The 26,630-nt window shown below is 32.6% G+C and carries 23 protein-coding genes, 1 tRNA gene and 3 pseudogenes; 19 read left to right on the forward strand and 8 right to left on the reverse strand.

Annotated features, from left to right (window positions below):
• The first annotated feature begins 41 nt into the window (after positions 1-41).
• Positions 42-998: a gliding motility lipoprotein GldB gene (gene gldB / locus EAG11_RS21340; protein ID WP_129540955.1), complete on the forward strand. Its 957-nt coding sequence runs from the start codon at positions 42-44 to the stop codon at positions 996-998.
• Positions 998-1,339 carry a gliding motility protein GldC gene (gene gldC / locus EAG11_RS21345; RefSeq protein ID WP_129540956.1) on the forward strand — a complete coding sequence of 114 codons (342 nt, stop codon included), beginning with the start codon at positions 998-1,000 and terminating at the stop codon, positions 1,337-1,339. Before gldB ends, gldC begins: the two co-directional genes overlap by 1 nt.
• Before the next feature lie 68 nt (positions 1,340-1,407).
• Here gldC and yihA read toward each other — a convergent pair whose 3' ends face one another.
• On the reverse strand, positions 1,408-2,028 hold the full coding sequence (yihA, locus tag EAG11_RS21350; RefSeq protein ID WP_129540957.1) for a ribosome biogenesis GTP-binding protein YihA/YsxC: 621 nt from the start codon (positions 2,026-2,028) through the stop codon (positions 1,408-1,410).
• Positions 2,029-2,071: 43 nt separating this feature from the next.
• Complete coding sequence (locus EAG11_RS21355) at positions 2,072-2,836, reverse strand: alpha/beta fold hydrolase (RefSeq protein WP_129540958.1); 765 nt, start codon at positions 2,834-2,836, stop codon at positions 2,072-2,074.
• Between the two features lie 377 nt (positions 2,837-3,213).
• Between EAG11_RS21355 and EAG11_RS21360 the strand changes: the two genes are divergently transcribed.
• From EAG11_RS21360 to EAG11_RS21435, 16 genes and pseudogenes are all read left to right on the forward strand, one after another.
• Entirely contained in the window at positions 3,214-3,687 is a 474-nt protein-coding gene (locus EAG11_RS21360; RefSeq protein WP_129540959.1) for a division/cell wall cluster transcriptional repressor MraZ, read from the forward strand.
• On the forward strand, positions 3,662-4,570 hold the full coding sequence (gene rsmH, locus EAG11_RS21365) for a 16S rRNA (cytosine(1402)-N(4))-methyltransferase RsmH (RefSeq protein WP_207209612.1): 909 nt from the start codon (positions 3,662-3,664) through the stop codon (positions 4,568-4,570). The genes EAG11_RS21360 and rsmH overlap by 26 nt, the downstream gene beginning before the upstream one ends.
• Positions 4,571-4,587: 17 nt before the next feature.
• Positions 4,588-4,935 (forward strand): FtsL-like putative cell division protein, encoded by a 348-nt coding sequence (locus tag EAG11_RS21370; RefSeq protein WP_129540961.1) that lies wholly within the window; start codon positions 4,588-4,590, stop codon positions 4,933-4,935.
• On the forward strand, positions 4,926-6,926 hold the full coding sequence (locus tag EAG11_RS21375) for a penicillin-binding protein (protein ID WP_129540962.1): 2,001 nt from the start codon (positions 4,926-4,928) through the stop codon (positions 6,924-6,926). Before EAG11_RS21370 ends, EAG11_RS21375 begins: the two co-directional genes overlap by 10 nt.
• Positions 6,923-8,386, forward strand: coding sequence for a UDP-N-acetylmuramoyl-L-alanyl-D-glutamate--2,6-diaminopimelate ligase (locus EAG11_RS21380; protein WP_129540963.1), 1,464 nt, complete (start codon positions 6,923-6,925; stop codon positions 8,384-8,386). The genes EAG11_RS21375 and EAG11_RS21380 overlap by 4 nt, the downstream gene beginning before the upstream one ends.
• A 10-nt stretch (positions 8,387-8,396) precedes the next feature.
• Entirely contained in the window at positions 8,397-9,629 is a 1,233-nt protein-coding gene (mraY, locus tag EAG11_RS21385; RefSeq protein WP_129540964.1) for a phospho-N-acetylmuramoyl-pentapeptide-transferase, read from the forward strand.
• Position 9,630: 1 nt separating this feature from the next.
• Entirely contained in the window at positions 9,631-10,962 is a 1,332-nt protein-coding gene (murD, locus tag EAG11_RS21390; protein WP_129540965.1) for a UDP-N-acetylmuramoyl-L-alanine--D-glutamate ligase, read from the forward strand.
• Between the two features lie 47 nt (positions 10,963-11,009).
• The gene (locus EAG11_RS21395; protein WP_129540966.1) at positions 11,010-11,375 is read left to right on the forward strand and encodes a four helix bundle protein; all 366 of its coding nucleotides are present in this window, start codon (positions 11,010-11,012) and stop codon (positions 11,373-11,375) included.
• Between the two features lie 45 nt (positions 11,376-11,420).
• On the forward strand, positions 11,421-12,719 hold the full coding sequence (locus EAG11_RS21400) for an FtsW/RodA/SpoVE family cell cycle protein (RefSeq protein WP_129540967.1): 1,299 nt from the start codon (positions 11,421-11,423) through the stop codon (positions 12,717-12,719).
• 56 nt (positions 12,720-12,775) lie between these two features.
• Positions 12,776-13,864: an undecaprenyldiphospho-muramoylpentapeptide beta-N-acetylglucosaminyltransferase gene (gene murG / locus EAG11_RS21405; RefSeq protein WP_129540968.1), complete on the forward strand. Its 1,089-nt coding sequence runs from the start codon at positions 12,776-12,778 to the stop codon at positions 13,862-13,864.
• 46 nt (positions 13,865-13,910) lie between these two features.
• Positions 13,911-15,259, forward strand: a pseudogene (gene murC, locus EAG11_RS21410) (UDP-N-acetylmuramate--L-alanine ligase).
• Positions 15,246-15,966: pseudogene (locus EAG11_RS21415) on the forward strand (cell division protein FtsQ/DivIB). Before murC ends, EAG11_RS21415 begins: the two co-directional pseudogenes overlap by 14 nt.
• Before the next feature lie 6 nt (positions 15,967-15,972).
• Entirely contained in the window at positions 15,973-17,355 is a 1,383-nt protein-coding gene (ftsA, locus tag EAG11_RS21420) for a cell division protein FtsA (protein ID WP_129540969.1), read from the forward strand.
• A gap of 52 nt (positions 17,356-17,407) precedes the next feature.
• Positions 17,408-19,366, forward strand: a complete 1,959-nt coding sequence (gene ftsZ / locus EAG11_RS21425) for a cell division protein FtsZ (RefSeq protein WP_129540970.1) — start codon at positions 17,408-17,410, stop codon at positions 19,364-19,366.
• A gap of 193 nt (positions 19,367-19,559) precedes the next feature.
• Positions 19,560-20,009 carry a GatB/YqeY domain-containing protein gene (locus EAG11_RS21430; protein ID WP_129540971.1) on the forward strand — a complete coding sequence of 150 codons (450 nt, stop codon included), beginning with the start codon at positions 19,560-19,562 and terminating at the stop codon, positions 20,007-20,009.
• Positions 20,010-20,066: 57 nt separating this feature from the next.
• Positions 20,067-20,140, forward strand: a tRNA-Arg gene (locus EAG11_RS21435).
• A 366-nt stretch (positions 20,141-20,506) separates the two neighbouring features.
• Here EAG11_RS21435 and EAG11_RS21440 read toward each other — a convergent pair.
• From EAG11_RS21440 to EAG11_RS21455, 4 genes are all read right to left on the reverse strand, one after another.
• Positions 20,507-20,953 carry a hypothetical protein gene (locus tag EAG11_RS21440; protein WP_129540972.1) on the reverse strand — a complete coding sequence of 149 codons (447 nt, stop codon included), beginning with the start codon at positions 20,951-20,953 and terminating at the stop codon, positions 20,507-20,509.
• A gap of 178 nt (positions 20,954-21,131) precedes the next feature.
• Positions 21,132-21,929, reverse strand: a complete 798-nt coding sequence (locus EAG11_RS21445) for a hypothetical protein (RefSeq protein WP_129540973.1) — start codon at positions 21,927-21,929, stop codon at positions 21,132-21,134.
• A 613-nt stretch (positions 21,930-22,542) separates the two neighbouring features.
• Entirely contained in the window at positions 22,543-22,929 is a 387-nt protein-coding gene (locus EAG11_RS21450) for a hypothetical protein (RefSeq protein ID WP_129540974.1), read from the reverse strand.
• An 18-nt stretch (positions 22,930-22,947) separates the two neighbouring features.
• Positions 22,948-23,544: a hypothetical protein gene (locus EAG11_RS21455; protein WP_129540975.1), complete on the reverse strand. Its 597-nt coding sequence runs from the start codon at positions 23,542-23,544 to the stop codon at positions 22,948-22,950.
• A gap of 414 nt (positions 23,545-23,958) precedes the next feature.
• Between EAG11_RS21455 and EAG11_RS21460 the strand changes: the two genes are divergently transcribed.
• Positions 23,959-24,486, forward strand: a complete 528-nt coding sequence (locus EAG11_RS21460; RefSeq protein WP_129540976.1) for a hypothetical protein — start codon at positions 23,959-23,961, stop codon at positions 24,484-24,486.
• A gap of 231 nt (positions 24,487-24,717) precedes the next feature.
• Here EAG11_RS21460 and EAG11_RS22975 read toward each other — a convergent pair.
• Both EAG11_RS22975 and EAG11_RS21465 read right to left on the reverse strand, forming a co-directional pair.
• Positions 24,718-25,001: pseudogene (locus EAG11_RS22975) on the reverse strand (class D beta-lactamase); the annotation flags it as partial.
• A 306-nt stretch (positions 25,002-25,307) separates the two neighbouring features.
• A complete protein-coding gene (locus tag EAG11_RS21465) occupies positions 25,308-26,579 on the reverse strand; it encodes an acyltransferase family protein (protein WP_129540977.1) in 1,272 nt (423 codons plus the stop codon).
• Between the last annotated feature and the right edge of the window lie 51 nt (positions 26,580-26,630).

A 26,630-nucleotide genomic window follows, 5' to 3' on the forward strand; every position in this document is an offset into this window, starting at 1 on the left:
TTACTTAATAGAATTTGCAACACAAACTTAATTAAAATAAAATGAAAATATATCGGTTTGCTATCGCTCTATGTGTCTTTTTTTTGTCATGTGATAAAAAAAGCAAAATTGAAAAAGCAGTAGAAGAAATTCCAGTAGATATTAAAGTGGAGCGTTTTGATAAAGTGTTTTTTGAGACCCAGCCCAAAGATTTAGCTAAAATAAAAAAAGAATACCCTTTTTTCTTTCCAGCAGGTAATGATGACTCGGTATGGTTAGAAAAAATGCAAAACCCGCTTTGGAGAGAGTTGTATGCTGAAGTTCAGAAGAAGTATGGAGACTTTGAGCCAGTTCGTAAAGAATTCAATAGTTTGTTTCAGCATATAGAGTATTATTTTCCTAAAACAAAAACACCGAAAGTAATTACTATAATATCCGAAATGGATTATAATAATAAAGCGATTTATGCGGATAGTTTGGTTATTGTTGCACTTGAATTGTATTTAGGGAAAGAACATAAGTTTTATCAATTTCCGAATTATATAAAGGAGAATTTTGAAGAGAAGCAAATTATGCCAGATGTAGTTTCTAGTTTCTCACTAAAGAAAATTTCGCCAATCACAGATAAGAATTTGATAAGCAAAATGGTGTATTATGGAAAGCAATTGTATTTAAAAGATTTACTTTTGCCTGATTATACCGATGCGGATAAAATAGGATATACACCAGAACATATTAAATGGTGTGAGGAAAATGAAGGCTATATGTGGCGCTATTTTATAGAAAAAGAGATGTTGTATAGTGATGATGCAAAACTTACATCACGATTTATAAATACAGCACCATTTTCTAAGTTTTACCTCGAAATAGATAACGAATCACCAGGACGCGTTGGAACCTGGATTGGATGGCAAATTGTACGTTCGTATATGAAGAACAACGATGTGTCAATAGAAGAATTGTTAAAAACCAACGCAAAAGAAATTTTTGAAAAGTCAAAATATAAACCTAAGAAGTAATGTCAGATAATAAACAAACCTCAGAAATTAAATTCCTTATAGAGTTAGATGAGAATCGAGTACCAGAAAAATTAAAATGGTCTGCAAAAGATGGAGGAGTCGAAGCTCAAGATGCAAAAGCAATTATGCTTTCTATTTGGGATAGTAAAGTGCAGGAAACTATGCGTATTGATTTATGGACAAAAGATATGCCGGTAGATGAAATGAAAATTTTCTTTCATCAAACTTTAGTAGCAATGGCAGATACGTTTAAGCGCGCTACAGACGATGAGAAAATGTCAGATACAATGAAAGATTTCTGTGATTATTTTGCAGAGAAATTAGAATTGAAAAAGTCATAAGTAGAACAAACAAAAAAATCCCAAAAATTTTAATTTTGGGATTTTTTTTATCTCTGAAAAGAGAATATTTAAAACTGGCTATTGTTTTTAAATACCTCTTGGTTTACTCCGTCAATGTAATCTAAAACAGCATCTTTACCAATAGATTCCGTTGCAGATGTTACAAAATAATGAGGCATTTCGGCCCAGTTATTGGCAAACATTTTCTTTTTGTAAGCAGCGATATGAGAATCAATTTTTGTTTTACTTATTTTATCGGCTTTCGTAAAAATAATGCAAAACGGAATTTCGCTTTCACCCATATATGACATAAATTCAATATCGATAGCTTGGGCTTCATGACGAATATCGATTAATACAAAGGCACAAACTAATTGTTCGCGCGTTTCAAAGTAATCGGTGATGAACTGTTGGAAAACAGATTTTGTTTTTTTAGAAACTTTAGCATAACCATACCCTGGTAAGTCGACAAGGAACCAATTGTTGTTAATCAGGAAATGATTTATCAATTGTGTTTTTCCAGGACGACCAGAAGTTTTTGCTAAGTTTTTATGATTGGTCAACATGTTGATCAAAGAAGACTTTCCTACGTTTGATCTTCCTATAAAAGCATATTCAGGCAAGAAGTCCTTAGGACATTTGCTAACATCTGAATTACTGATTATAAATTCGGCGGTATTTATTTTCATATCTATACTATTTCTAAAACCTCCTCAAATTCGAAAGTGTTTATTATAAATTGGTTTTTTTCAACCATTCTTCAAGGATTTTATTAAACTCTTCTGGGTGTTCCATCATGGCAGCATGTCCACATTTGTCAATCCAATATAAAGAAGAGTTGGGAAGTAATTTGTTAAACTCTTCGGCTACGTCCGGTGGAGTTACTTTATCATTTTTACCCCAGATGATACAAGTTTCAACTTGCATTTTTGGTAAATCTTTTGCCATGTTATGACGAATGGCGCTTTTTGCAATGGTAAGTGTCTTTATTAATTTTATGCGATCATTTACAGAAGCATAAACTTCATCAATAAGCTCCGGAGTTGCAATCTTTGGATCATAAAATACATCTTCAGCTTTTCTTCTTATGTATTCGTAATCTCCTCTTTTAGGATAACTATCACCCATTGCGCTTTCATAGAGTCCTGAACTACCTGTTATTACAAGTCCAATTACTTTCTCTGGATATAATTTTGTGTGATATAGTGCAATATGGCCACCTAACGAATTTCCTAGTAAAATGACTTTATCAAATCCTTTGAATGTGATAAAGTCTTTAACGTATTTGGCAAAGCTTTTTACGTTAGTTTTTAAGATGCTTTGTGTGTATATCGGTAAATCGGGGATTACTATTTTGTACCCTCTATTTGAAAAATATTCGGCTACGGCATCGAAGTTACTAAGTCCTCCCATGAGGCCATGTAATATAACAATAGGTGTCCCTTCTCCAGCTTCATAATAGCTGTATCTGCCTTCTTTTTTGTAATGTTTATCCATCTAACTAAATACCGATTTCAATTTGGACAAATATAGGGTTTAATACATAAATATGGATTCTTGAAAACATTTTTTAACTAGATAATTTTAGTAGATGAAATAAATAGCTAAAAATCAGTTGCTAGATGTTTTAATTTTTTTCTTTTTTCTCATCAAAATTGCCAAAAAAAGGCTGAAATTTTTCAATATGCTTATTTCATTTTTTGTTATGTAGAATCATTCTTACAGCTAATTTTTCAAATAGCTAACGATCTGACTGTGCATAATTTAAGAGTTTTTGGGTAAAAGTGGTTAAACTTATCAACAAAGTGGTATATAGTGGTAAATTGTGGTAATATTTTTTATATTTTTGCTGTATAACATAACCATACTTTTTTTTGAATACAATTGTAGGAACATATGAGTGTAAGGTTGATGCTAAAGGGAGGCTGCTAATGCCTGCTCCCTTGAAAAAGCAGTTGGCTACCTCACTTCAAAACGGATTTGTTTTGAAGCGTTCCGTGTTTCAGACATGTCTGGAGTTGTATCCGATGGAAGAATGGGATTTGATGATGCAGAAAATTAATAAACTGAATCGTTTTGTAAAGAAAAACAATGATTTTATCAGAAGGTTTACCGCTGGAGTTAAGATTGTTGAGATTGATGCATTAGGACGTTTATTAGTTCCGAAGGATCTGATGGCATTTTCTGGTATTTCGAAAGACGTAGTGTTTTCATCTGCGGTGAATATTGTTGAAATATGGGATAAAGAGTTATACGAAAAATCAATTAGCGGCGAAGATATGGATTTTGCAGATTTAGCCGAAGAAGTAATGGGAAATATAAATGACGACGACAATGGAATATCATAATCCGGTTTTGCTTCATCCAACAGTAGATGGCTTGAATATTAAGCCTGACGGCATTTATGTAGATGTGACGTTTGGTGGTGGGGGACATTCAAAAGAGATTTTAAACAGGCTAGGGCCAAACGGAAAATTATTTGCTTTTGATCAAGATGAAGATGCTTTGGCAAATGCTTTGCCAGATGAGAGGTTTACTTTGATAAATGAAAATTTTAGGTTTATTAAAAGATTTTTGCGTTTTCATGGTGTAAGAGGAGTAGATGGAATTTTGGCAGATTTAGGTGTTTCATCGCATCAGTTTGATGTTGCCGAAAGAGGTTTCTCTACCCGTTTTGATGCCGAGCTGGATATGCGAATGAGTCAGAAGAATGATTTGAATGCGTATCGTGTAGTAAATGAATACGACGAACAAGATTTGAGAAGAGTTTTTCTAGATTATGGAGAATTGAAAAATGCTCCTGTTTTGGCAAGAACAATTGTAGAGGCTAGAGAAAATAAGATTATCAAGACTACCGATGAATTGAAAGAAGTTTTGGCAAAATATTTACCTGAAAGAGTTCGTAATAAAATATTAGCTCAGATTTATCAGGCAATACGCATCGAGGTAAATCAAGAAATGGATGTATTGAAAGAATTTATCGAGCAATCGTTAGAGATATTAAACCCAGGCGGAAGATTAAGTGTTATTTCATACCACTCATTAGAAGATAGATTGGTAAAACGTTTTATCAAAAACGGAATGTTTGAAGGAGAGCCAGAACGTGATTTTTATGGAAATTTTTCAGTTCCATTTAAAACTATCGGAAAGCTAATAGTTCCGGATGACGCAGAGATTAAAATAAATAACAGAGCTAGAAGTGCCAAGCTAAGAATTGCTGAAAAAATATAGTACTATAATAAGGTATAATGAAAAACGGAGTATTTGACATATTAAAAGCAAGATTTCTTATTAATGATGACGCTGTGAAGAATTGGCGTTTTATCGTTTTTATAATTCTGCTGGCAATAATTATGATTGCAAATACACAACGATACGAACAAAAAGTTTTTGAAATTGCAAAATTGAATAATGAAGTAAAGGAATTGCGATCAGAGTTTGTAGACAGGAGATCGGAATTGATGAAGTTAAAAATGGAGTCGACAGTATCGGAAAAAATGCTTGCCAAAGAAATTTACCCATCGACAGTTCCTCCAATTAAAATTGAAGTAAAGAAAGAAAAAGAAAAAAGCTTTTTTAAACGCATATGGCAGTAGACGACAAAAATATATCCTACAGAGTTTATCTGGTAGCAGCCTTCATTTTCTTGATGGCAATTGGTATTGTCGTAAAGTTAACTAATATTCAGTGGGTTGAAGGAGATTATTATCGAAAATTAGCAAAGCAACGTACGGTAAAAAACTTTGTTATTCCCGCAAATAAAGGAAATATTTATTCGGCAGACGGAAGCCTTTTGGCAACCTCTATTCCTAATTACGAAATTCGATTTGATGCTGTAGCTCCTAAAACAGAAGCCTTTGAAAAGAATGTAAAATTACTGGCAGATTCACTGTCGATAGTCTTGGGAAGACCTAGTGGTTATTATCAAAATGAATTAAGAAAAGCAAGAGCCAATAAAAACAGGTATTTCTTAATAGCTCGTAAATTGAGTTATACGGATTACATGAAAATAAAAGGGTTTCCGTTGTTTAAACTAGGACCTTATAAAGGAGGTATTATCATTGAGCAGGAAACGGTGAGAGAACATCCTATCGGAAAAATTGCTGAACGTACTATCGGTTATGACAAAGGTGGTGTTAATGGAGAGTCAACGGGGAAAGGAATCGAATGGGCGTTTAGAAATTATTTGAACGGGAAAGATGGTAAAATCCTAAAACAAAAAATTGCAAAAGGCCAATGGAAACCTATTCGTGATGTAAATGAAGTAGATCCTCAAGACGGATATGATGTAATATCGACTATAGATGTTTTTATTCAAGATATTGCACATCATGCCTTGCTGAAACAATTAGAAGATTATGAGGCAGATCATGGTTGTGTAGTGGTAATGGAAACAAAAACGGGACATATTAAAGCAATCTCTAATTTAGGGAGAGCTGATGATGGTTCTTATTATGAAACAACAAATTATGCTATAGCGGAATCGCATGAGCCGGGGTCAACTTTTAAATTGGTTGATTTAATGACGCTTTTAGAAGATAAAGTAGCTGATACCAGTACAGTTTTCGATAGTAATGGTGGAGAAGTTCGTTATTACGGAAGAGTAGTTCGTGACTCTCGTAAAGGTGGTTACGGTAAAGTATCATTGGCAAGAGGTTTTGAATTGTCATCTAATACTGTTATGGTTCAGGCGGTGTATAATAATTATAAAAACAACCCGTCTAGATATGTAAATCATATTAATGGGTATGGATTAAATAAGACTTTGGGATTGCCTTTTGAAGGAGAAGGAAAGCCTTATATTCCACAGCCTGGAGATAAACATTGGTCGGGAGTTACTTTACCATGGATGGCTTTTGGATATAATGTTTTAGTAACGCCATTACAAACTTTGACCTATTATAATTCGGTTGCGAATAATGGTGTAATGGTTAAGCCACAGTTTGTTTCGGAAATAAAAGAATGGAACAGAACTATTAAGAAATTTGATGTTGAAGTTTTAAATCCTAAAATATGTTCGCCAGCAACGATTAATAAGCTAAAAGCAGTTTTAGAAAATGTAGTAAAAAGGGGGACTGGATCTAAGTTATATTCTAAAGATTTTTCTATGGCAGGAAAAACAGGGACGGCTATGGTAAATTATGGAAATGCAGGTAGAGCAGGGATGTATTATGCTTCCTCTTTTGTTGGGTATTTTCCGGCCGATCATCCTAAGTATTCGTGTATTGTAGTAGTACATAAGCCAAACACCTCACGTAATAATTATTATGGAGCCGATGTTGCTGGTCCAGTTTTTAAAAGAATCGCTCAAAAGATTTTTACTGATGCACCATCTACAAATGAAATAAAAACATTGGATGCTAAGATTTCTAAACAAGAAAATAATTATAACGCTTACTATACTCAGGTACAGAAAAAGCAATCTATCCCAGATGTAAAAGGGATGTCGGGTATGGATGCAATTGCCTTACTCGAAAATTTAGGGCTTAAAGTGAAAGCTGTTGGAATAGGAAAAGTGAAAAAACAATCGCTTCAGGCAGGAGAAAATATAGCTAAAAACACAACTATAGTATTAGAATTATCGTGAATATATTAAAAGACATATTATACAAAGTAGCTATTGAATCGGTGACGGGTTCAACGGATATTGCTATTCATAAAATAGATTTTGATTCTAGAAAAATAGAAGCAAATGATGTTTTTGTTGCCATTCGTGGTACACTATCAGATGGTCATGATTATATTCAGAAAGCTATTGAACTTGGAGCAACTGCTGTTATTTGTGACACATTGCCAGAAGTTTTAGTAAAAGAAGTTACTTACATTAAAGTTAAAGACACTAATTCGGCTTTGGCTTTTATGGCTGCTAATTACTTTGATAATCCATCAGAGAAAATAAAATTAGTAGGTATTACAGGAACAAATGGTAAAACCACAATTGCTTCATTGTTGTACCAATTATTTAAAAAAGCAGGATTTAAAGTAGGATTGTTATCTACTGTAAAGATATTAGTCGACGAAACAGAATATAAAGCAACGCATACAACACCAGACTCTATTACAATTAATCATTATTTAAATGAAATGATTGAAGCTGGAGTTATGTATTGTTTTATGGAAGTTAGTTCACACGGAATTCATCAAAAACGTACTGAAGCCTTGCATTTTGTAGGTGGAATTTTTACAAATTTATCTCATGATCATTTGGATTATCATCCAACTTTTGCTGAGTACAGAGATGTGAAAAAATCATTTTTTGATTCATTACCAAAAACGGCATTTGCATTATCAAATATCGATGATAAAAATGGGCCAGTAATGTTGCAAAATACAGTTGCTACAAAACGTACTTATGCTTTAAAATCGTATGCTGATTATAAAGCGCAAATTTTAGAAAATCAATTATCAGGATTATTATTAAAAATTAATGATAATGAAGTTTGGGTAAAATTAATAGGAACATTTAATGCCTACAATCTATTAGCTATCTACGGAACGGCTATTGAGTTAGGGATTGATAGTCTTGAAGCGTTACGTTTATTATCAGATTTAGAAAGTGTTTCTGGGCGTTTTCAATTTATTGTATCAGATTCTAATATCACAGCAATTGTGGATTATGCACATACGCCAGATGCGTTAGAAAACGTATTGAAAACCATAAATGATATTCGTACTAAAAATGAGCAATTAATTACAGTTGTAGGTTGTGGTGGAAATAGAGATAAAACCAAGCGCCCTATTATGGCACAAATTGGATCAGAGTTAAGCGATAAAGCAATATTTACATCTGATAATCCTAGAAATGAAGATCCTGAAACTATAATTAGTGAGATGGAAAAAGGTGTTGAACCACAAAATTATAAAAAAACATTGGCAATTACAGATAGAAAACAGGCAATCAAAACAGCTTGTCAATTGGCACAGCCCAACGATATTATTTTAATAGCAGGTAAAGGACATGAAACGTATCAAGAAGTAAATGGCGTACGTCATGATTTTGATGATATGCAGATTGTAAAGGAAATTTTAGCACAACTAAACAAATAAAACCAGATATATGCTATACTATTTATTTGAATATTTAGACAAAACATTAGATGTGCCAGGAACAGGAGTTTTTCAGTACATTACTTTTAGATCAGCTTTAGCTTTCTTGCTTTCGTTGCTTTTATCAACAATCTACGGAAAGAGAATTATCAATTTCCTAAGAAATCAACAAGTTGGTGAAACCGTTCGTGAGCTTGGACTTGCAGGTCAAAATGAAAAAGCTGGTACGCCAACAATGGGAGGTTTAATTATCATATTTGCTACCCTTGTGCCTGTTTTGTTGTTTGCTAAACTGCAAAATATTTATATCGTATTGCTAATTGTAACCACGCTTTGGATGGGGGTAATTGGTTTTGTTGATGATTATATTAAGATTTTCAAAAAAGATAAACAAGGACTTAAAGGAATTTTTAAGGTTATAGGTCAAGTAGGTTTAGGTTTAATTGTAGGCTCAGTGCTTTATTTTAGTCCAAATGTTACAGTAAGAACAGACATTGGGACTAGTGAAGTATATAGAGTACAATCGACTACTAGTGTTATTGTTCCGGCATTAGTAGAAGAAAAGTCTACTGTAACAACAATTCCCTTTTTTAAAAATAATGAGTTTGATTATGCCGAGTTACTAGCTTGGACAGGTGAAGGGTATGAAAAATGGGCATGGTTAATTTTTATACCAGTTGTGATTTTTATTATTACAGCAGTTTCTAATGGAGCTAATTTAACTGATGGAATCGATGGTCTTGCAGCAGGAACTTCGGCAGTGTCTGTCCTTGCGCTGGGGATATTTACGTTTCTATCTGGAAATATTATTTTCTCGAATTACCTCAATATAATGTATATACCCAATTCGGGTGAGATGACCGTTTTTATCTCCGCCTTTGTAGGAGCATTAATTGGATTTCTCTGGTATAATTCTTATCCAGCATCTGTTTTTATGGGAGATACGGGAAGTTTAACAATAGGAGGAATCATAGCTGTTTTGGCAATTGCAGTTCGTAAAGAAATGCTGATTGTTTTATTCTGCGGTATTTTCTTAGCAGAAAGTGCTTCGGTAATTATTCAGGTGGCTTATTTTAAGTATACAAAAAAACGATTTGGTGAAGGACGAAGGGTTTTCCTGATGTCACCACTTCATCATCACTACCAGAAAAAAGGGTATCATGAAAGTAAAATTGTAACACGATTTTGGATTGTTGCAATCATGTTAGCCATATTGTCTATTGTAACATTAAAACTAAGATAATATGAGGTTAGTTGTTTTAGGTGGGGGAGAAAGTGGTGTTGGTACTGCTATTCTTGGGAAAAAGAAAGGATATGATGTTTTTGTTTCTGATTACGGAAAGATAAACGAGAGTTATAAAGAAGTTCTTATTATTAACGGAATTGCCTGGGAAGAAGGTAAGCATACTGAAGACTTGATCTTAAATGCCGATGTAGTAATGAAGAGTCCTGGTATTCCTGAAAAGTCACCAATAGTAAAGAAGCTTATAGAAAAGAAAATTAAAGTAATCTCCGAAATTGAGTTTGCAAAGCCTTTCACCGAAGCCTTAACAGTTGGTATTACAGGAAGTAATGGTAAGACAACGACAACAATGTTAACCTATCATTTGCTAAAGTCAGCAGGATTAAATGTAGGGCTTGGAGGAAATATCGGAAAGAGTTTTGCATGGCAGGTAGCCGAAAATAAATTCGATTTTTATGTATTAGAATTGAGCAGTTTTCAATTGGATGGGATCATAGATTACAGGCCAGATATTGCTATCATAACCAATATTAGTCCCGACCATTTAGATAGATATGATTATAAGTATGAGAATTACATTAACTCGAAGTTTCGAGTAACAATGAATCAAACAGAAAGTGATTATTTAATTTATGATGGCGATGATGAAGCATCAGCCGAATGGCTTAAAAATAATACAACAAAAGCAAAACTAATTCCTTTTTCATTGACGAAAGAATTCGATGAAGGAGCATTTATAAAAAACAACAAAATGGAAATTAAGATTAACCAAGAAGAGTTTACAATGGATACTGAGTACATTGCTTTAGAAGGAAAACATAATTTGAAAAACGCAATGGCAGCAAGTTCAGTAGCTAAATTGATGCAAATAAGAAATGCAACAATTCGTGAGAGTTTATCTAATTTTCAAGGTGTTGAACACCGCTTAGAAAAAGTTCTGAAAATTCAGAACGTACAATATATCAATGATTCAAAAGCAACAAATGTAAATGCTACATTTTTTGCATTAGATAGTATGAATGCACCAACAGTTTGGATAGTTGGTGGAGTTGATAAAGGAAATGATTACAACGAATTGATGTCATTGGTTCGTGAAAAAGTAAAAGCTATTATTTGTCTTGGTGTTGATAACCGAAAAATAATCGATGCTTTTGGTAATGTAGTTGATATTATGGTTGAAGTTAATAATATGGCTGATGCTGTTAAAACAGCGCAACGTTTAACTGAGAAAGGTGATGCAGTTTTATTGTCTCCAGCTTGTGCAAGTTTTGATTTATTTGAAAACTACGAAGACAGAGGAAAACAATTTAAACAAGCAGTACATAATTTATAGTTAACGGGCTAAGGTTTAAACTTTAATCAAAAAATATTTTTATAGAGATGACGACAGACGGAATGAAAGTAAGAACAAAGAAGTTTTCTTTGATGGTGATAAATTTGGCAGAGAAATTACCAAATTTTGGTTCAAGTGAAATAATTGCAAGTCAAATTATTAAAAGCGGTACTTCGGTAGGAGCAGATTATAGAGCGGTTTGTAGATCAAAAAGCGATGAAGAATTTGCATCAAAAATGGAGATTGTTTTAGAGAAAGCTGATGAAACTTTATTTTGGATCGAAATTATAGCAGAAAAAAAATGGATTGGCATATCTGAATTAGAAACAATTTGGAAGGAAGGAAATGAGTTAACTGCTATTTTAGTGAATAGTTTAAAGGCAGTGAATAATAGAATTAGTGTAATGAGCTAGAATTAAGAATTTATAAAAATCTAAATTCATAAATCTAAAATTGAAATGAAAGAACTAGTAAACAAATTAAAAGGAGATAGAGTAATATGGTCATTCGTGGCTTTATTGGCTTTGTTTTCGTTTATGCCTGTTTTTAGTGCGAGTAGTAATTTGGCCTACATAGGTCATGGAACTGGGAATACGTTGGGATATTTGGTAAAACATTTAGCTCATATTTGTATAGGGTTCGTAATTATTTACTGTGTACACAAGGTGCCGTACCATTATTTTAGAGCAATCTCAAAAGTTGCTTTACCGGTGGTTTGGATATTATTAGCGTACACGCTTTTAAAAGGAACTGTTATTGCTGGAGCGAATGCAAGTCGTTGGATCCAGGTTCCGTTTATCGGAATCACATTCCAGACATCTACATTAGCATCGATGGTGTTATTTATTTTTGTGGCTCGATATTTATCAAAGACCAGAGATGAAGACGAACCTTTCCAAACTTCGTTAATGCAGCTTTGGATGCCTGTTTTTATTACGTTGATGCTTATTTTGCCAGCGAATTTTTCGACAACAGCGCTAATCTTTTCGATGGTATTGATGTTAACTTTTATAGGTAAATATCCTTTAAAATATATCGGATTAATTATTGGTTCAGGGGTAGTTATGTTTTTGTTTTTTCTTCTCTTGGCGAAAGCTTTTCCTGAATCTCGCTTTTTTAGCAGGGTAGGAACATGGGGAAGTCGAATCGAGAATTTTACAACCGATAAACCAGATGAAGATGATTATCAGATAGAAAAAGCAAAAATTGCTATTGCTTCTGGAAAATTAGGGGGTTTAGGACCAGGAAAAAGTGTTCAGAAGAACTTTTTGCCACAATCATCTTCCGATTTTATTTACGCAATTATTGTTGAAGAATACGGGTTGATTGGTGGACTTACAATATTAGGCTTGTATTTATTGCTGATGTTTAGATTTGTAATCGCATCACATAAAGCCAATACGCTATTTGGGAAGTTAGTCGTCGTCGGGCTCGGTTTTCCGATGATATTTCAGGCGATGATTAATATGGCTGTAGCAGTCGAATTGTTGCCAGTAACAGGACAAACCTTGCCGCTTATTAGTAGTGGAGGTAGTTCAATTTGGATGACTTGTTTTGCGCTTGGAATCATTATTAGTGTTACTAAAAAAGACGAAGAAATAGAAGAAGAGCTAAAAGAGAAGGAGAAAAGAGAAGAAGTGCTTCAGCGATTAATCGATAGACGATTAGAAGAAGAGAGTGAATTAGAGCATGAAGAAGCTGGAGGATATTCAATCGAGGACAATGCTAAGAATCCAATGGATGCAGTGATGAAATGATTGGAGTTAAAAAGAGAAAATATAATAATTTTTAAAGTGTAGTAACATTTAAAAATATGACAAAATATAAATTCATATTAAGCGGTGGAGGAACAGGAGGGCATATTTATCCTGCAATTGCAATTGCCAATGAATTAAAAATACAATATCCCGATGCTGAATTTCTTTTTGTTGGTGCTAAAGACAAAATGGAAATGCAGAAAGTACCACAAGCAGGATATGAAATAAAAGGACTTTGGATTGCTGGATTACAACGAAAAATTACGTTCCAGAATGCTATGTTTCCTTTTAAGTTGTTAAGTAGTTTATTGCAATCACGAAAAATAATTAAAGCATTTAAGCCAAACGTAGTTATTGGTACAGGAGGTTTTGCTAGTGGTCCCTTGTTACAAATGGCAGGATCAGCAGGAATTCCAACAGTGATTCAAGAACAAAATTCATTTCCAGGTATCACTAATAAATTGCTTAGTAGTAAAGCGAGCGCAATTTGTGTAGCGTATGAAAATCTGGAACGTTTTTTTCCTGCGGATAAAATTGTTTTAACAGGTAATCCAGTTCGCCAGGATTTAATAGATATCGATAGCAAAAGAGATGAAGCAATCGTATTCTATAATCTAGATGTAAATAAAAAAACTTTATTGGTGCTTGGAGGGAGTCTTGGCGCTCGAAGAGTAAACCAATTAATAGAAAAAGAATTACCTAATATGCTTTCTCAAAATGTTCAGATTATCTGGCAATGTGGAAAGTTGTATTTTGAAGATTATAAAAAATACAATCAGCCAAATGTAAAGGTGGTTGATTTTATAGAGCGAATGGATTTTGTTTATGCTACTGCAGATATTATCATTTCAAGAGCAGGAGCATCGTCGGTTTCGGAATTATGTATCGTTGGGAAACCAGTTATTTTTATTCCATCGCCAAATGTGGCTGAAGATCATCAAACAAAAAATGCGCAAGCAATTGTAGATCAGAAGGGTGCAGTTTTATTGAAAGAATCTGAGCTAGAGAGCGAGTTTAGCATTGTTTTTGAAGCATTGCTGAAGGATGAAGGAAAGCAAAAACAGCTTAGTGAAAATATAAAGCGATTAGCAAGACCAGGTGCAACAAAGGCAATTGTTGCAGAAATTATAAAGTTGATTAAATAAAAAAATAGTCCAGAGTCGTAAGATATAAAGACAATAAGAATTAATTATGAATTTAAACCAAATACAGAACGTCTATTTTATAGGAATTGGAGGCATCGGAATGAGTGCTCTGGCTCGTTATTTCAAGAATATTGGAAAACAAGTTTCAGGTTACGACAAAACGCCTTCAACGCTTACGAATGAGCTAATTGAAAGTGGAATTAAGATTCATTTTGAAGATAATATTAGTTTAATTCCAAGTGATTATTTTGTCGAGAATACATTGGTTATAATCACGCCAGCAGTTCCTAATACACATTCGGAGTGGAATTATTTTTTAGAAAGAAGTTATGTAGTAAAGAAAAGAGCCGAGGTCTTAGGAATTATTACAAAAGACACCTTCTCATTTGCTGTAGCAGGTACGCATGGTAAAACAACTACATCTAGTATTTTAGGGCATATCCTTTACGAAAGTGGAGCAGATGTTACTGCTTTTGTAGGTGGAATTGTTGAGAATTATAATTCGAATTTAATAGGAAACGGGAAAACAGTTACTGTTGTTGAAGCAGATGAGTTTGATCGTTCATTCTTGCACTTACATCCAAATATAGCTTGTATCACATCAATGGATGCAGACCACTTGGATATTTATGGAACAAGCGAAGCGATAGAAGAATCTTTTGTAGAATTTGCTTCAAAAGTGGAGGATAAAAATAATCTGTTTATTACCAAAGAGCTACCTTTGTCAGGTGTTCAATGTGCTATCAATGAAGATGCTCCGTTTAAAGCTTTCAATGTTAGAATTGCAAATGGAAGTTATGTTTTTGATGTACAAACACCGTCAGAAATCATGAAAGATTTGCATTTTGGATTACCAGGTAAACATAATTTAATGAATGCGCTTATGGCTATTGCTATGGCAAAAACATACGGAACCTCGACTGATGCAATTGCAAAAGCTTTGGCTTCATTTAAAGGAATAAGAAGACGTTTTTCATATCAAATAAAAAAGATAATATTGTTTATATAGATGATTATGCACATCATCCAACAGAAATAAACGCAGTAAATCAAGCGGTTAGAGAGTTGTATCCAGGGCAAAAAGTACTAGCTATTTTTCAGCCACATTTGTTTAGCAGAACGAGAGATTTTGTTGATGGATTTGCTAAAAGCTTATCTGCTTTTGATGAAGTAATTTTATTGGATATTTATCCAGCAAGAGAATTGCCGATGGAAGGAATTACATCGCAATGGCTAATGGATAAAATGAGTAATTCTAATAAGAAAATAGTTGCTAAAAATGATTTAATAGCCTCAATTAAAGCGAGTGATGCTAGGATAATTGTAACTATTGGAGCTGGTGATTTAGGAGAATTAGTGCCATCAATTAAAAATGCTTTAAATGAAATTAATTAATTGGACAAATATTCGATTAATCCTCATGTTTGGGGTAGTTATCGTTTTATTTTCGTTTACTTCACATAGAAATGGAGAACGAAAATTAAAGAAATCTACTGTTGTTTTTGTAGGGGAAAACGCTATTTTTGTCAAGCCAGAATCGGTTAATAAATTGTTAATAGAAAATAAAAGAGATGCTTCTAGCATTAAAAAAGAAGGGTTAGATTTGAATAAGATAGAGAAAGCCCTTAATACGCAAGAGATGATTGAAGAATCGGATGTATTTGTGAGTATTGATGGTGTTCTAAAAGCAGTAGTAAAACAAAAACGCCAATAGCCCGCATTATGAACGGGAATGAGTCGTTTTATATTGATTATGAGGGAGGTAAAATGCCTTTGTCTGACAATTTTACAGCTAGAGTTCCTCTTGTTTCAGGGGATTTAAATAAAGAAAATAACGAAGAAATAGCTAAGTTATTCCGCATTATTTATGACGATGCTTTTTTGAAAAAAAACATCATTGCGATTGAAATTATGCCCAATGGTAGCTTAAAAATGCTGAACAGAAATTTTAATTACGAGATAGATTTCGGAAGAATGATAAATGTTGAGCGAAAATTTAATAATTATAAAGCCTTTTTTCAAAAGGCAGTTTTAGATAGTTCGTTATATAAATACAAAAAATAGATCTTAGGTTTACGGAACAAGTAGTTTGCACAAAATAATAGATAATGGGAAAAGATAATATTGCAGTAGGTCTAGATATTGGTACTACCAAAATTGTTGCCATGATAGGCAAGAAGAATGAATACGGTAAGCTTGAGATCCTGGGAATAGGAAAATCAAAAAGCTTAGGTGTAGCGAGAGGAGTTGTGAACAATATTACTCAAACAATACAGTCTATTCAGCAAGCGATACATGAAGCTGAGAATAATTCGGGTTACAAGATTAAAGATGTAGTCGTAGGTATTGCAGGACAACACATTCGTAGTATTCAGCATACAGATTATATTAGCAGAAGCAATCCTGAGGAAGTGATTGGTGAAGGGGATATTCAACTTTTAATAGACCAGGTTAATAAATTGGCGATGTTACCAGGTGAAGAAATTATTCATGTTTTACCACAGGAATTTAAAATTGATGGACAATCGGAGATTAAAGAACCGATTGGAATGTACGGTGGGAGATTAGAATCTAGTTTCCATGTTGTAGTTGGACAAGCTTCATCTATTAGAAACGTAGGAAGATGTATTCAAAGTTCAGGAATTGAATTATCAGGCTTAACATTAGAGCCATTGGCTTCGGCAGATGCAGTATTAAGTCAAGAAGAAAAAGAAGCAGGAGTAGCACTTATAGATATAGGTGGCGGTACAACAGATTTAGCAATTTTTAAAGACGGAATCATTCGTCATACAGCTGTAATTCCTTTTGGAGGAAACGTAATTACAGATGATATAAAAGAAGGTTGTTCGATTATCGAAAAGCAAGCTGAATTAATGAAGATTAAATTCGGATCGGCATGGCCAGGAGAAAACAAGGATAATGAAATTGTTTCGATTCCAGGATTAAGAGGAAGAGAGCCAAAAGAAATTTCTTTGAAGAATTTATCAAAAATAATTCATGCACGTGTAGTCGAAATTGTTGATCAGGTTTTTACAGAAGTAAAAGCATATGGACATGAAGATCCTCGTAAAAAATTAATTGCAGGAATCGTTCTTACAGGTGGTGGAGCTCAACTAAAGCACATTAAGCAATTGGTAGAGTACATTACAGGAATGGATACCAGAATTGGATATCCTAATGAGCATTTAGCAGGTAATTCAGACGAAGAAATATCTAGCCCATTATATGCGACTGCTGTAGGTTTAGTAATGAATAGTATTGAGAACAGTACTCAAAGCGCCGTAAGAATGGATGTTGTAGAACAACCAAAGGCACCAATTTATAGAGCCCCGGTACAACAGCAACAACATGTGGTTGAAGAATCTTATGTAGAAACTGTTGAAGAAGTGAAGAAAGCAGTTAAAGAAGAATCGACTGAAACAAAAATAAGAAGATCATTTTTTGACCGCTACGTCGATAAAATCAAAGATTTTTTAGACAACGCTGAGTAAGCGATTATAAAACAAGACAAGAATTAATATTTAATATCAAAAAACCAAAAATATGATGGGCAACTCAGAATTTGGAAGTATTTCATTTGATTTACCAAAAAATCAATCAAATGTAATAAAAGTTATCGGTGTAGGAGGTGGAGGTAGTAATGCTATTAACCACATGTTTAAACAAGGAATTAAAGGAGTAGACTTTATCGTTTGTAATACCGATTCGCAAGCACTACAAAATAGTTCTGTGCCTAATAAAATTCAGTTAGGTGTTAATCTAACAGAAGGTTTAGGAGCAGGTGCTAACCCAGATGTAGGACAGCAGTCGGCTATCGAAAGTATTGCAGACATCGAAAAGATGTTGGATCGCAATACAAAGATGGTATTTATTACTGCAGGTATGGGGGGAGGTACTGGAACAGGTGCTGCACCAGTTATTGCTCAATTATCTAAGGAAAGAGAGATTCTTACAGTTGGAATCGTTACTATTCCGTTTCTTTTCGAAGGAAAAGTACGTCAGGAGCAAGCGCTTTTGGGTATCGAAAAGTTACGTAAGCAAGTCGATTCATTAATTGTAATCAACAATAATAAATTAAGAGAAGTATACGGAAATCTTGGATTTAAAGCAGGATTCTCTAAAGCAGATGAAGTTTTAGCAACAGCCTCAAGAGGTATCGCTGAAGTAATTACGCATCACTATACTCAAAATATCGATTTACGTGATGCTAAAACGGTATTGTCAAACAGTGGAACTGCTATAATGGGATCATCTACTGCATCTGGTGAAAGCAGAGCAAAAGAGGCTATTATTTCTGCATTGGATTCTCCATTGTTAAATGATAATAAAATTACTGGAGCTAAAAACGTATTGTTGCTTATCGTTTCAGGTTCTAATGAGATTACACTTGATGAAATAGGTGAAATCAATGATCATATTCAGGTAGAAGCTGGTTTTAATGCCAATATCATTATGGGGGTTGGTGAAGACGAAACCCTAGGTGATGCTATTGCAGTTACAATTATTGCAACTGGTTTTGATGTTGAACAACAAAACGAAATAGTAAATACTGAGCCTAAAAAAATTATACATACGTTAGAAGATGAGCAAAGAAGCGTTCATAATTTGACGAATAAAACGCTTACTTCTTTTGATTTAAATGCTGAAACACCATCAACACCAAAAGCAGAAGAAAAAGTAATTTTTGAATTAATTGACGATACTCCTGAACCTACAGCAGTGGCGCCAATAGTTCAATCACCAGTAATTAACGAAGATGAATTAGTGGTAATGTCTGAATTTATTAAAAATTTGGATGTGACTTTTGAAATCGTTTCTCCAATTACAGATATTGATTTTACTATCTCAGCTCCAGAAGTTGCCCCTGTAAGAGCTGTTCAACATAAAATCGTAGAAAAAGAGGAACAAACTACTTTTTCTTTTGACTTGCCTATTTTTAGAACTGAACCAGAAGTAAAAGCAGAACCAGTAGTAGAAGATACTAGAGTTTTATTTGAATTATCAAATGAAACACGTGAAATGAAAGTTAATCAACCAGTTCAATTTGTACCAGTTACTGAACTTTCTGATAACGGAATCATCAAGTATTCTCTAGAAGAGTATATGGAACTTGAAAATGATTTAACATCATCAAAACCTGCTGCAAAAGTAGTTGAAGAAGTTATTCCAGAAGAGCTAAATATTACGGTTCACCAAAGAGCAGTAGTGCAAGAAACTAATTTTTCTGAAGAAGTTTCTCCGATGGAGTTAACTATTGAAGAAACATTACGCATGAGAGCTGATGAAAGAAGAAAAAAATTAAAAGAATTTAATTATAAGTTCCATAATAATGTTTCTAGAGTTGAAGAACTAGAGAAAGAACCAGCCTACAAAAGATTAGGTATTGATCTTTCAAACAGTTCACAAAACAATACAAATTCTAGAATCTCTGTAGGAACAGATAGTAATAATGATTTACAGTTGCGTTCTAATAATTCATTTTTGCACGACAACGTAGATTAATTCGCTAAAATCAAAATGAGGTAACCCGAAAATTGAATTTAATTTTCGGGTTATTTTTTTTATCTTCGCACAGAATTTAGAAATTTGACTTTCTTTTGGAGTTTTAAAAGAATTTTTAATTTCATGGAGATGTAAAGTGCCCTATAATAAAATGTCAATCAATAAGCCTAGCTTATTTAAAAATAGAACTAAGATGAGTTTACAAACAACAATCATGGACGAAATTAAAAACGCCATGAGAGCAAAAGATACTGTAGCGTTAGAAGCTTTAAGAGCTATTAAATCAGAAATGTTATTGGCAGCTACAGCTTCTGGAACAAAAGAAGAATTAACAGAAGACGACGAAATTAAGTTACTTCAAAGACTCGTGAAAACTCGTAAAGAAAGCGCTAGAATTTTTACAGAACAAAACCGTCCTGATTTAGCTGAGCCAGAATTAGCACAAGTAGCTGTAATCGAAAAATTCTTACCAGCACAATTGAGCGAAGAAGAAATTGAAGCTGTAATTGCTAAAATTATTGCTGAAACTGGAGCTTCTGGAATTGCATCAATGGGGAAAGTTATGGGGTTAGCTTCTGCACAATTAGGCGGAACTGCTGAAGGAAAAACTATCTCTGCAATCGTAAAAAAATTATTAGTATAAAAAATAGATTGTAGCATTTTGATTTTAGGTTTAAAATCGGAATGCTATAATTAAAATGACTGCGTAGTTCAACTGGATAGAATATCAGATTTCGACTCTGAGGGTTGTAGGTTCGAACCCTACCGTGGTCACTATAAAAAATGAAAACCTGCAAAGTGTATATTTTGCAGGCTTTTTTATGGTTCGAAAATTTAGATGATCTTTTCTCTAGTTTTGAAAATGCCTATATTTTAAGGGAATTTTGGTTCGAAGCCCATCATGGATCTGTTAAGTTTACAATTCTCGTTCTGGTTTTAAAATTAAGTTTTAGTTCCAACTTGAACGCTATGTTAAGTTCGCACATCTAGTTTTTAGCTTGTCCATAACGTTCGTTTGGTGCTATAAGAGGTTGGGGAATAAACTGAAAGATTTCTCTTTAAACACAAATTTCCCAAGTACAAAACCATTTTTAAATTAAGCCCCCCCAATCTCTTGTAATGGCTGTTGGCGGTTCGGTTTTATTTTTTATTCATCAGTTTCTCAGTTTCAGAATTATAAAGTTCTTTCCCTTTAGTGATTTCTTTTGCGTCTATAAAGTCATCAATACTTATATAAATTAGATTATTATCGTCTTCCAAGTTTTCATTTTTCTTTTCAGCTAATTCAACACTTCCTTTTCCTTCAATTAAAAACAAATATATTTTCTTCTCAAAGTTTACTTTAGCAAGTTCAACTATTCGTTTGTAAATTATTGCATTGATTTCTGGATAACTTATTCCTCGAAAATATTTTTTAATAGAGCATAATTCTTTGGTTGGAAAAAAAGGATAAACGTCTGACCTTTCTAATTTGCTTAAATTTTCGCTACAATATTCATAATACTTATATTGAATTGTCCCTTTCGGAATTTGCCCAAATGAAAGGTTAGCAAAGTTAATTATAACAATGAGAATTAAATTTTTCATTTCTAATGTTCTTCTTTTTTAAGTTCTCGCAAACTGATTGCTAACGTTCTGGTAATAAGGTAAGTTTGGGATTAAATTAAGCCCATTCTTCGGATTCGCCAAATCATCCCAAATACAAGACCATCTTTCCATCAAGCCTATTACCCAAATCCGTTGTAGTTACTGTTAGCATGCGTTTTTATTTTAAATATATTGTGATGTCATTTTTGGAGTTTACATTAATGTTTTTGATTTTAGCTGGAATCCATTTTGTTTTTTCAATTAGAGGAAAAGCTATTTTTTTTAAATATTCCCAATGCTTTTTGTTATAACCACTTTCTTTGGTTTTGTAATCGAAGAACTCAATATGAGAATCATGTATTTTTGCATTCCCATTTCTATCAATATCTAGATAAACTTGCAGAAATGCTAGAGAATTCGGATTGTTAGAATATCTATAATTCTTTGGGTAAATTACTTTAGAATCGAATGCTTTCTGCAAACCTGAATGATTGATTTCATCATAATGTGTATCGCCTGGAAATAATGCTGGTTTGTCCCATGAACCTGCCATGCTACCGTTATAATATAATTCATCAAGATTTTTTAAGATATGGAGACTGTCAGAAATAAATAGGAGAGAATCTATAAATTTTTCCCCGAATTTCTCATCTATTTTTTCTTGCATAAGTTCACAATAGCAATGATAATTTACTTTTTCATCGACTAAGCATGGTGAAGATTCATTTCTAAATTCTATGTTATACAACTTTAAAATACTGTCCATTTCTTTTTGTGCTCGAAGAGGAAAGTGGGTAGGTGCTCCTGTGTAATTACAATAAATAATTTTATTGTTTTTTAAGTCTTTTTTTGCGTCCTCTAGTTCTTTAATACAGATAGTATCTTTTGGATTAACTGAATCTACAACGGATTTCTTCTTGTTTGAATTACAGGACATTAATGTAATCAGTAAAAAGAGAAGGTGCCATTTTTTCATTTGTTTCTGTTTTGCTAAAATGCATGCTAACGTTCTGGCGCTTGTCGAGGTTGGGGAATGAAGATGTGGGATTTTTCGGTTAAACACAAATTTTCCAAATACAAAACCATCTTTGAATTTAGCCTAAATTAGTTCGCTATGTATGACAATTGTCAGTATTATTTATTTTCAAAAATAGGATTTTTATTTCATAAACCTTCAATTGGATTTTTTATTTATTGAATACTTTTCGTACTGACATGAGTGAAAATTTTGACGGTCTTGACACTTTAAAATTAGCAAGGACGCAATTAGAAAGTAGACGTATAAAACTCAAATTACAATACTAGACATTATTCAAAATTTTTAGATCTTCTAATAAAAGGTTCGAATTCTGTACCGTCAAGGTCACTATAAAAAATGAAAGCCTGCAAAGTGTATATTTTGCAGGCTTTTTTATGGTTCGAAAATTTTTACGATTTTCTTTTAGTTTTAAAGATGTCAATATTTAAAGGAGATTTTGGTTCGAACCCCATCATGAGTCTGTAAAGCTTTATGATTTTTTTACGCTATAAGGTTATTAAGGTTTGCTTTCCAGTCTATTGCCAAAATTCGTTCTGTTACCAGTTTTTCGTTAGTCATCACAGTCATAAAAAACCTGTTTGTACTTTCGCATTGCCTTGCGTCTTATTTTCTTAATTACTCTAACAGCTTTTTTAGTGTAGTAATATAATCCAGTATCTTTGAATAGATGGGTTGTATAGCAATTTTTTTCAGTTACTGTAATTTCAATTGGTCTTTGTAAATAAGAAGATATAACTAAAACGTCATCCAATTTTGCCTCTATAATAAATTTGCCATTTGCATCTGTAAACGTTTTCAAATCTGTTCCTTTCACACTAACGTCAACTTGGGCTGGAATTAAATAATCTTCAAAAACAAACCCCCTAATCATTTTATTAGATTCCTGCGCGAAAGAAAAAGTAGTAAAAAGTAATAGCAAAAAAAATATTTTATTCATAATGTGGCGTTTCTTTTATCAATAATTTGTTGAAGCAAGTTTCCATTTACTGTTTTCTAGCAAAAAAGTTAGGTGCAATACAGATGAATTTTTTAAATAATCTATAAAAACAACTTCTACTTTGTCAGACGTTATTGAATCAAAATTTAAAATAAAAACCTTTTTTTTCTTTGATTTTAAACCATCAATAGCTTTACCATTTACAACCATAGAATCGCTATCGTTAGGATATTGTTCATTCGAAAAGGTCACAATTTCTGTTAGTATAATTTTGTGAGTTTCTTCCAAAGGTTTAACAAAGAGATTGTTATCATATATGACATCTCTATGTGTAATTTTGTAATATTTATTTTTTAGATTGTCTACATAATTTTCTTTAATCCCAGTTCCACATTCTATATTATATGTTCTTCTTTTCGCCAGAAATATAGTATCGTCTGAGATAAATCTATTTTTAAATGCTATTAGAATTTGATTTCCTAATTCTTGCTGATTTTCAATTGGTTTCTGTTTAAATAGAAAAGAATTACTAGGAGTAATTAATAAAACTATTAATATAATAAAAAATAAAAATGTTATTACTATAACAATTCTTCTATACGTACTTTTTCTCATAGTTTGATGTTTCCTTTACTCTTTTTAGAGTTGTAAAAATAGTACAAAATTTATGTATATAACTGTCTAGCTTATCTGTTCTAAATTAAGTGGCAATTATCGATAAATGCCAAAGTTTTTTATTTTAAGAATCGGGTTTTTATTAAAAACATCGAATACATTTTTTATTCGCTGAATATTTTACGTACTAGAATAAATGTAATTTTATTAGTCTTGTTGCTTTGAATGAATTAGAAGGAATTCAACTTTAAACATCATTTAAAATTTTCAAATCTTCTAGCAAAAGGGTCGAATTTTGTACTAAGGAGGTCACTTAATGGGACAAAGAAGAATTTTTCTTCTTTGTCCCATTTTTATTTACCTTTATGGTTCTGTTTATGAGGTGAATAAAATTAATTCTGTTTAGCAATTACAATGAAATTATCTAAAGAAGAAAAAAAGTTTTGGCAACGCCATTTTCGTATTGACAAAGCAGAAAATATCCCTTCAAAATTGAATATCTTTAAAGAGGTTGATTCTGATTGTGATGATGAGTTTTTCTATTTTTTAAGTTTAAGAATTGCATCCATAACAGAAATTCATCTTAAAGAATCTCAAATTACGGATGAAGGAGTGAAATACATTAGTATTTTTAAAGGGCTAACGACTCTTTATTTAAGAAAACATGATGAAATTACTAAGACAAGTATTTCTTATTTTAATCAAATGATGGATTTGAGAAGTTTGAACATAACTAAAACAAGTATTACCCTATCTGATTTATGTGAAAACTTAAATAACCAAACTCTTAGAGAAATCTTTTTAAGTTCAGAAGATACAAAAGAGAACATACTCGAAAAAGGTTTTATTATGAAAGAACGTATGCCAGAATGTAACATTTATTTGAATACTTCTTTTACTACTGATGTATTTGATAATCCTATTAAACCTATTTTTGATTAAAGAAATACTACTAACTGTTCTATTTAATAAAATGTAATTTAATATAGGCTTGCATTCGAAAGGGGGAGATTATTTAAAAAAAAACGTATTTATAACTTAAATATTAAAGGGAAAGTTTCTTCATATCCTATCTGACTACTGGGATTTTGCTTAAACGGTATTCTACATCATCAACACTATTAATCCAATCTAGTTCATCTTTTTTATCTAAAGAAATATAAAGTATTTTTTTGTTTCTAATACAATTATCAGATTGATGATTTTAAATGTAGATGATGTAACGTTTCTTTTCTTGTGTTAATTGTATCAGATAGAATCCATGTGTGGTTGTTATTGTCGTAGATAGCAATCGCCCCTTCTACATTGCAATTGTCAAAGTATTTTTTAAAATCTTTCCGAATCAAAACCTTTTCATTGCTTGATGTAATTAAAGAGTTGTCTCTTTTCTTGTTTGAGGAACAGGAAAAAAGAAGTTCGATAAATACAAATGCAAAGAATAATTGTTTTAATTTCATTTTGTAGCTGTTGTAAGTTATAATCAAAAGCTTCAGCAGAGCGAAATGTGTCATTATGCTCTATGCCACCCCGATGGGGTTTCTTTTCAAAAAACAAAAATTCTACAAATTAGGATGTCCCGTTGGGACTGGTTTTATTTGTATGACTTAAAAAGGTTTGCCACAAATTACGCGGTTCTACACTAATTTTTATGTCAATTGAATATAGTGAATATTCTGATTTGTGAAAATCTGTGCAATTACTTCGTCTGTTCCCTTCGGTCGGGTCATGGCGTCCCAAAAAAATAAAAAAGCTTTTTGTTGGTTTTATACTTTAAAAATTAGTTTCTTTTTATAGAAAACCCAAAGTATAAGAGACCAAAAAATGGCATATGATATGGCATAAGCTAATGACGAATTTAACGGATTTTCAAAACAAGGTACAATTCCAAATTTATAAATTAAGGTTTGAAGATTGATTTGTTCTGTAGTTATTTCTGGGTTTTGTACTTTAATTGAGCTTAAAACTCTTGGAATTATTCCTGAAAAGAAAAATACAATCATTGGATTTACTCCCCATATTAAAAACAGCTTCGTCCATTTTTTGTAGTTTGCCACATCTATAATGTAGTACAATATTGTTAAACATACAGTTGCTATACCAGCGGTATATAAAACGTAAGAGCTAGACCACAATGATTTGTTTATTGGAAATATAATGTTACAAAGTAAACCAGTAATCACTAGAAGAATTCCTGTAATTGCTAATTTTTTTACAATTTCAATTTTAGGAATTTGTAGGTTTAGTATTTGTCCTATAAACATTCCTAGAATTCCTGTACCTATGGCTGGTAAAGTACTCAAAATCCCTTCAGGATCCCAAGTTTTAGAGGCACTCCATAAATGTCCATTTAGTACTAAATTGTCTAACCAAGCAGCTAGATTTGTTCCTTTTTCAAAATTAGGAGCACCAAATCCTGGAACTGGTACAAAAGCCATTAGGATCCAATAGCCTAATAATATTGTAGCTACAACTAGAAGTTGTGTTTTTAGATTTGTTTTTAAATATAATAGGGATGTAAAGAAATATACAATTCCTATTCGTTGTAAAACACCGGGGATTCTTACGTCCTGATAGGCCTCGATTTGGCTGTATGCTAAGAATAGTAATATGGCAAAGATTCCTAATACAAGATAGGTTTTAATCTTTAAAGTGAAATTTCCTAAGAGGGCATAAGCTACTCCAAAGGTTATTGCTAGTCTAAGTAGTAATAACGGAATTCCTTCTAATCCAAACAATTGAATTCTGCTGAAATAAGCCAAAAATAATCCTAAACAGAAAATTCGTAATGAACGAACCAAGATTTTATTAAAAACATTAAAGTCTAAATGCTTTGTAGGCATTGCAAATGGTATTGCTGTTCCCATTATAAAAACAAAAAAAGGAAAAACTAAATCGGTAGGGGTACAACCATTCCATTCAGCGTGTTCTAATGGCGGATATATAGAGGCCCAGCTTCCTGGATTGTTAACTATTGTCATTAATAAAATAGTAAATCCTCTAAATACATCTAGCGATATTAAACGTTCTTTTGTCATTGGTTTGTTTTTTTGGTTTCGTTATTTATTTAAATAAGGAATTTTTAAATG

This window comes from Flavobacterium sp. 140616W15, from assembly GCF_003668995.1.
GTDB lineage: Bacteria > Bacteroidota > Bacteroidia > Flavobacteriales > Flavobacteriaceae > Flavobacterium.